The sequence below is a fragment of the Kribbella sp. CWNU-51 genome (assembly GCF_054073265.1).
Window position 1 is genome coordinate 46,488 of record NZ_JBSXMZ010000012.1, and the last position, 6,777, is coordinate 53,264.

Consider the following 6,777-nt stretch of genomic DNA (forward strand, 5'->3'; position numbering starts at 1 on the left):
GATGGAAACCCGCGGCGGACAGTTGTGTCAACGTGCGTCCGGTAAGTGGTCAGGAATGCCCGGAAATATGGTCGCTCCGGCGGTGACAGTACGCAGTTGAATGTCAGCGCAACGTCGAAGCAAAGGCTTCGAGCGCGGGATATCCCGCATTCCCGGTGACGATCGTCGTGACGCCGGAACCGACCAGCACCAAGGCGTTCTCCTGCGTGCGGTCGAGCAGAACCTTGCGCTGCCAGGTCACGCCGCCGACCGCCGAGGTGCCGTCGTCGGTGGTGCGGCCGAGCTTGTCGGCCGGGAATTCCCCACCGGTGACATTGGACTGCTCGAGGCCGACGTATTTCTTCGCGTCGGTGACGACGCCGAGGTGCCAGGTGATCGGCTGCTGCTCCGGGGCGCGGAATTCGACGCTGGTCGCCGCCCAGCCGGCCGGCATCGGCTCCGGGCCGCGGACCCAGGGGGCGACCTTCCGGGCGTCCTGCAGCTGGGCGGTGTATTCGACCGCGCGGACCTTCTCCTCCTTCGGCCGCCAGGTGACGATCATCAGGAACGCGACCACGACGAAACAGGCCAGCAGCGCCCAGACCATGTTGGTCAATGTGCGCGCCTTGGCCCGGTCCTTCCGGTTCTGCTCGCGGTAAGTGATCGCCTCGGCCCGGGCCCGCGCCTTCTCCCGCGCCTCCGCCGCGACCCGCGGGTCCTCTGCCGCGGCCGTTGGGTCCTGCGTCCCGGCCCGCGGGTCCTCCGCCGCGGCCTGCGGCGCTTCCGTCGCCGCCCGCGGGTCGTCGGTCGGCGCGGGTGCGCTGTCGCCGGATGGGCCCTGACCTGTCGTACTCATGGCACCAGTGTCTCGCGACGCCCAATGCGCCCGAACAGCGCCCACACCGGTTGGCTACGATCCGTTGACATGAGCGACCCGACCACGCCACCTGCCCATCTGGAGGTCGACGCGCACGCGCCTGACCGCAACCTGGCCCTCGAGTTGGTCCGGGTCACCGAGGCCGCGGCGATGGCGGCGGGCCGCTGGGTCGGTCGCGGCGACAAGATCGGCGCCGACGGCGCGGCGGTGAACGCGATGCGCACGCTCATCGGCACGGTCGGGATGAACGGCGTGGTGGTGATCGGCGAGGGCGAGAAGGACAACGCCCCGATGCTCTACAACGGCGAGCAGGTCGGCGACGGCGACGGCCCGGAGTGCGATGTCGCGGTCGATCCGGTCGACGGTACGACGCTGGTCGCGAAGGGCATGAACAACGGCATCGCGGTGATGGCGGTGTCCGCGCGGAACTCGATGTACGACCCGTCCGCGGTGTTCTACATGGAGAAGCTCGTGGTCGGCCCGGAGGCGGCCGACGTGGTCGACATCCGGCTCCCGGTCGCCGAGAACATCCGCCGGGTCGCAAAGGCGAAGGGCTCGTCGGTCGACGACGTCACGGTCGTCGTTCTGGACCGGCCGCGGCACGCGGAACTGACCCAGCAGATCCGGGCCACCGGTGCGCGGATCAAGTTCATCAGCGACGGCGATGTGGCCGGCGCGGTCGAGGCGGCCCGGCCGGATACCGGTCTGGACATGCTGCTCGGCATCGGCGGTACGCCGGAGGGCATCATCGCCGCCTGCGCGATGAAGTGCGTGGGTGGACTGATCCAAGGCCGGCTCTGGCCGCGCGACGACGAGGAACGGCAGAAGGCGATCGACGCCGGCCACGACCTGGACCGGGTGCTCAGCACCGACGACCTGGTCAGCGGTGACGACTGCTTCTTCGTCGCGACCGGGATCACCGACGGCGAACTGCTCCGCGGTGTCCGCTACGGCCGCTCCACCGCCCGGACCCACTCGCTGGTGATGCGCTCGCGCAGTGGCACGATCCGCAGCATCGAGAGCGTGCACCAGCTCGAGAAGCTGCGCGCCTACTCCGCCATCGACTTCGAGCACGCCCGATGAGTGCACCTGTCCTCGTTATCGGTGAGGCGCTCGTGGACATCATTGCGCCGGCGCCGCGTACCACCCGCAACGGCAACGGGAAGGGCAAGGCGACCCCGGGCGGTTTCGCTGCGAATGTTGCGGTCGGTCTCGCGCGGCTCGGCGTACCGACCGAACTGGTGGCACGCTTCGGGACCGACGCGTACGGCGACCAGCTCGGAGCACACCTGTTCGGGAACGGCGTCCAACTCGCCCCTGGGGCGGTCGACCCCGGGTTCCGGACCAGCACCGCGACGGCGACGCTGGATGCGGCCGGAGTGGCGTCGTACCAGTTCGACATCACCTGGGATCCGCCGGCGTTGTCGTTGACACGCGGGTGCCCGGCGATCCACACCGGTTCGATCGCAACCATGCTCGAGCCGGGGGCGACGGCGATCCGGAGCTTCCTGGAGTCGGTCGCGCCGCAACCGGTCACGGTGACGCTGGACCCGAACGCCCGGCCGTCGATCACCCCCGACCCAGTCGCGACGTGGGCCGCCGTACGGCAGCTGGCCGGGCTGGCCGATCTGGTCAAGCTGAGCGATGAGGACTGCGAGTTCCTGCGTCCCGGCGTGGCACCGGACGAGATCGCCGCCGAGCTCCTGGCGGTCGAGCGGACCCAGTGCGTGGTGATCACGCGCGGCGGGGACGGTGCGCTCGGGATCAGCCGCGACGTACGCGTGGAGGTGCCGGCGCCGGCGATCGAGGTCGTCGACACGGTGGGCGCGGGCGACTCGTTCATGGCGGCGCTGCTGGCCGGGCTGAACGCGCGCGGCCTGCTCGGTGCGACGCGGCTGACCGGGCTGACCCCCGAGGACCTGCAGGATGTCGTCGACTACGCGGTGAAGGCGGCCGCGATCACCTGCACCCGGCCCGGCGCCGACCCGCCGACCGCCGCCGAGCACAAGGCGAAGTGGGGTTCCTGAGAGTGTCCGCCGAGACCTGGACGTCGGAACTGGAGTCCAAAGGCAGCGTGGTGTTCCGGCCGCGCCGGGGGCGACTCGCGCTCCGGCTGGCCGGGTTCGCCCTGCTGATGGCGCTGTCCGCGTGGTCGAACCTCGACCATCTCCGCGCGGATGACGTGTCGGGGATGCTCGGCGTACTGCGGATCACGGCGCTGGCAGCGTTCGTCTACGGCACCGGGCTGACGCTGTGGCAGCTGATCACCAACCGTCCGGTCGTCCGGGTCGATGCCGACGGCATCACCCGCGGCCGGAGCCTGCAGTGGTCCGGGATCACCAGCATCGACGACCCGGCCGGACTGCCGGGGTTCCGGAGCGTGCTGATCCGGCCGGTCGATCGGCGGACGCGGCCGATCAGCATCCCGCAGGACAACGTCGAGGATCTGGACACGCTGACGCCCTGGCTGCGCTCGCTGCTCGATCAGCACCAGCCTTAGGACACGCTGCTCCGGACCGCGCTCAGGTGTTCGCGGGCGCAGTCCGCGGCGAGGTCGGGATCGCGCGCCCGGATCGCGTCGGCGATCGCCTCGTGAGCCGCCTGGTCGTGGCGATGCCGGTGCTGGTCGTCGAGCTTCAACATGTCGAGCATCGCCCGCCGGATCCGCGGCACGAATGTGTCGAACAGTTCCGTCAGTACGGCGTTGTGCGCGGCCGTGACGACCGCGCGATGGAAGGCCAGGTCGGCCTCGACGTACCAGTCGTCCGGTGACTTCTCGGACGCCCGTTTCCGGTCCGCCAGCGTGTAGCGGAAGTTCTTCAGGTCGGCCGGCGTACGGCGGGCAGCGGCGAGCCGGGCCGCCTCGGTCTCGATCGCAAGCCGGCCTTCCAGGACGTCGGTGATGTCGGCGCGGCGGAGGACTTTGTCCCAGTCCTCAGCGGCCTGGTGGGCGATCACGAACACACCGGCGCCCTGACGGCTCTCGAGCACCCGGCGACCGGCCAGCTCCCGGACCGCCTCGCGGATCGTGGACCGGCCGACGCCCAGCTGCGCGGCCAGCGTCGTCTCGCCGGGGAGCTTCTGGCCGAGCGCCCACTCGCCACTGCCGATGCGGCGGAGCAGCTCCTCAGCGGCCTGCTCGGCGAGCGGGTGACGGCGAATCATGGCGGTCAGTCTAGTCGCCTGAAGTTCTCAGCTTGTCTGAGGAGTTGGTTTCGGGTTAGCGTGGTCGGCATGTCCTCGAACCTCTTGCTCGGCCTTCTCCTCCTCGGCCGCCACGGCGGGAGCTGATTCGATCGGCGCTCCCTCCGTGGAGTGCCGTCGTCCGCCGGTCTCACGCCAGCAAACCGAAGGACAGCTCATGGACTGGAACCGCCAGCAGCACTCCCCCCTGCCCAGCCACCGCTACCGCGACATCTTCCGCAAGGTGCCGGTCGCTCCGGTCGACCGCGAGTGGCCGGACCGCCGGATCACCACCGCACCGCTCTGGGTGCCGGTCGACCTCCGCGACGGCAACCAGGCTCTCGCCGACCCGATGGATCCCCAGCGCAAGCGCCGCTTCTTCGAGCTGATGGTTGCCATCGGCTACAAAGAGATCGAGGTCGGCTACCCGTCCGCCTCGCAGCCGGACTTCGACTTCGTCCGGATGCTGGCGACATCGGACCTGGTACCGGACGACGTCACGATCGTCGTGTTCACGCCGGCCCGGCCCGACCTGATCGGACGGACCGTCGAGTCCGTGGCCGGGATGCGCGGTCAGGTGGTGATCCACATGTACGCCGCCACCGCGCCGGTGTGGCGCGACGTCGTACTGCGTCGTACCCGCGACGACCTGGCGTCGATGATCTACTCGGGGTCGGAGGAGATCCTGCGACTCACCGACGGGCAACCGAATATCAGGTTCCAGTTCTCGCCCGAGGTGTTCAACCTGACCGAGCCGGACTACGTGCTGGAGTTGAGCGATCAGCTGACCAAGCAGTGGGATGCGACGCCGGAGCGGCCGGTGGTCCTCAACCTGCCGGCCACGATCGAGGCCGCGACGCCGAACGTGTACGCCGACCAGATCGAGTACATGCACAAGAACCTGCCGCGGCGGGACGGCGTGATCCTGTCGGTGCACCCGCACAACGATCGCGGCACGGGCATCGCCTGCGCGGAGCTCGCCGTACTCGCCGGTGCTCAGCGGGTCGAGGGGTGCATCTTCGGCAACGGCGAGCGGACCGGGAACGTCGACATCGCCACGCTCGCGCTGAACCTGCACGCGCAGGGCGTCGACCCGATGATCGACTTCTCCGACATCGACGGGATCCGGCAGGTGGTCGAGTACTGCACGCGGATGCCGATCCATCCACGGCACCCGTACGTCGGGGAGCTCGTGTACACGGCGTTCTCGGGGACGCATCAGGACGCGATCCGGAAGGGATTCGCCGTCCAGGGTCTGGTCCTTGGGAGGTGCCGTACCTGCCGATCGATCCGATGGATGTGGGTCGGGGCTACGAGGCCGTCGTACGCGTGAACAGCCAATCGGGGAAGGGCGGGATCGCGCACGTACTGGAGACTGCGCACGGCGTTCGGCTGTCAGCGTCGCAGGAGAGGGCGTTCGCGCAGCACGTGCAGCGGCACACCGACCGGACCGGGCGGGAAGCGAGTGCGGAGGAGTTGAAGGGGTTGTACGAGGAGGTTTTCGGGTGCTCGAACTGAAGGACGTCGACTTCGTCCGGGACGGCAAGCTGCTGCTCGGCGGGGTGTCGCTGACGGTCGGCGAGGGTGAGCGATGGGCGCTGCTCGGGCCGAACGGCGCGGGGAAGAGCACGCTGCTCAACCTGTGCGGCGCGATCACCCACCCGACCCGAGGCACGGTCGAGATCCTCGGCCGCCGCCTCGGCACCGTCGACATCCGGGAGCTCCGCGAGTCGATCGGCCACGTCAACCCACGACACCCGCTGCGGTCGCCGCTCAGCATCGTGGACATTGTGCTCACCCGGGCTGACGGGGACCATCGAACTCATGCCTCGCTGGCAGCCGACGGCGGCTCAGCGAGCGCAGGCTCTGGAGCTGATCGAACTGCTGGGCATCAGCGCCCTGTCCGCGGCGCGCTGGACCACGCTGTCCCAGGGCGAGCGCGGCCGGGCGTTGATCGCCCGCGCGCTGATCCCCGACCCTCGTCTCCTGCTCCTCGACGAGCCGTCGACCGGGCTCGACGTCGCGGCCCGCGAGCAGCTCCTCGAAACCCTCGACCAGATCCACGCGTCGCATCCCCACCTGGCCTGGGTCCTGGTCACCCACCACCTCGAGGAACTCCCCACCAGCACCACCCACGCCGCCCTCCTCCGCGACGGCCGGGTCCTCACCGCCGGCCCCGCCGAAGAGGTCCTCACCACCGCCCGCATCTCAGAGACCTTCAACCACCCCATCCAGATCCACCACACCACCGGCCGCTGGACCGCCACCGCCCAACAAGCCAACCGACCCCACTGAGAACTCCCAGCACGGCGCATCCGACGGCCACCGCCAACCCGAACACCCGTCCGACCGCGCCGCCACAACGGCCCAAGTACTACGACCATCCGCCGGACGGGCGACGACGTACTCGACCGGTACGACGTCTCCCGCCCGAGGAACCGGTCGCCGGGATCCCTTGCGGTCTCGAACGGGCAACTTCGGGGGATGTCCGGCGCTCCGGTCGGTTCCGTGGGCGTTGCCCGCGCCGTCGACCGAATCGCCAGGCCATCACAACGAGGCGACGACGAAGGCCTCCCACCGACGATCGCGGCGTCTCGGTGATTGTGATGGCCTGCAAGTCCGCCACACCCCGGCCGGGCGGCGGTGGCGGGTCTGGTGATGCCGCGCCGCGGACCGGACGCGCACCACTCACAGTGAGGATGATGGGTGTGGTCCCCCGCAGTGGTCGTCCTGACTCG

At 69.8% G+C, this 6,777-nt stretch carries 8 protein-coding genes and 1 pseudogene; 7 read left to right on the forward strand and 2 right to left on the reverse strand.

Annotated elements, in window-relative coordinates; genetic code table 11:
- Positions 1-103: 103 nt before the first annotated feature.
- Positions 104-835, reverse strand: coding sequence for a DUF4245 domain-containing protein (locus ACXC9Q_RS17045; RefSeq protein ID WP_457057481.1), 732 nt, complete (start codon positions 833-835; stop codon positions 104-106).
- A gap of 69 nt (positions 836-904) precedes the next feature.
- Here ACXC9Q_RS17045 and glpX point away from each other — a divergent pair, with 69 nt between their 5' ends.
- From glpX to ACXC9Q_RS17060, 3 genes are read left to right on the forward strand one after another with little or no spacing between them, the layout of a single operon-like run.
- Positions 905-1,939 carry a class II fructose-bisphosphatase gene (glpX, locus tag ACXC9Q_RS17050; RefSeq protein WP_457057483.1) on the forward strand — a complete coding sequence of 345 codons (1,035 nt, stop codon included), beginning with the start codon at positions 905-907 and terminating at the stop codon, positions 1,937-1,939.
- Positions 1,936-2,883 carry a carbohydrate kinase family protein gene (locus ACXC9Q_RS17055; RefSeq protein ID WP_457057484.1) on the forward strand — a complete coding sequence of 316 codons (948 nt, stop codon included), beginning with the start codon at positions 1,936-1,938 and terminating at the stop codon, positions 2,881-2,883. The genes glpX and ACXC9Q_RS17055 overlap by 4 nt, the downstream gene beginning before the upstream one ends.
- 2 nt (positions 2,884-2,885) lie before the next feature.
- On the forward strand, positions 2,886-3,356 hold the full coding sequence (locus tag ACXC9Q_RS17060; protein ID WP_457057485.1) for a hypothetical protein: 471 nt from the start codon (positions 2,886-2,888) through the stop codon (positions 3,354-3,356).
- On the opposite strand, the gene ACXC9Q_RS17065 is transcribed toward ACXC9Q_RS17060, so the two are convergent.
- Entirely contained in the window at positions 3,353-4,021 is a 669-nt protein-coding gene (locus ACXC9Q_RS17065; RefSeq protein ID WP_457057486.1) for a FadR/GntR family transcriptional regulator, read from the reverse strand. The two genes, ACXC9Q_RS17060 and ACXC9Q_RS17065, sit on opposite strands and share 4 nt — an antisense overlap.
- A 196-nt stretch (positions 4,022-4,217) precedes the next feature.
- On the opposite strand from ACXC9Q_RS17065, the gene ACXC9Q_RS17070 reads away from it, so the two are divergent.
- The 4 genes and pseudogenes from ACXC9Q_RS17070 (at position 4,218) to ACXC9Q_RS17085 (ending at position 6,334) form a co-directional block, all read left to right on the forward strand.
- The gene (locus ACXC9Q_RS17070) at positions 4,218-5,372 is read left to right on the forward strand and encodes a 2-isopropylmalate synthase (RefSeq protein WP_457057487.1); all 1,155 of its coding nucleotides are present in this window, start codon (positions 4,218-4,220) and stop codon (positions 5,370-5,372) included.
- Positions 5,333-5,557 carry a hypothetical protein gene (locus ACXC9Q_RS17075; protein WP_457057488.1) on the forward strand — a complete coding sequence of 75 codons (225 nt, stop codon included), beginning with the start codon at positions 5,333-5,335 and terminating at the stop codon, positions 5,555-5,557. Before ACXC9Q_RS17070 ends, ACXC9Q_RS17075 begins: the two co-directional genes overlap by 40 nt.
- Before the next feature lie 44 nt (positions 5,558-5,601).
- Positions 5,602-5,763, forward strand: a pseudogene (locus ACXC9Q_RS17080) (ATP-binding cassette domain-containing protein); the annotation flags it as partial.
- A 100-nt stretch (positions 5,764-5,863) separates the two neighbouring features.
- Positions 5,864-6,334 (forward strand): ATP-binding cassette domain-containing protein, encoded by a 471-nt coding sequence (locus ACXC9Q_RS17085; RefSeq protein WP_457057489.1) that lies wholly within the window; start codon positions 5,864-5,866, stop codon positions 6,332-6,334.
- Positions 6,335-6,777: the final 443 nt, after the last annotated feature.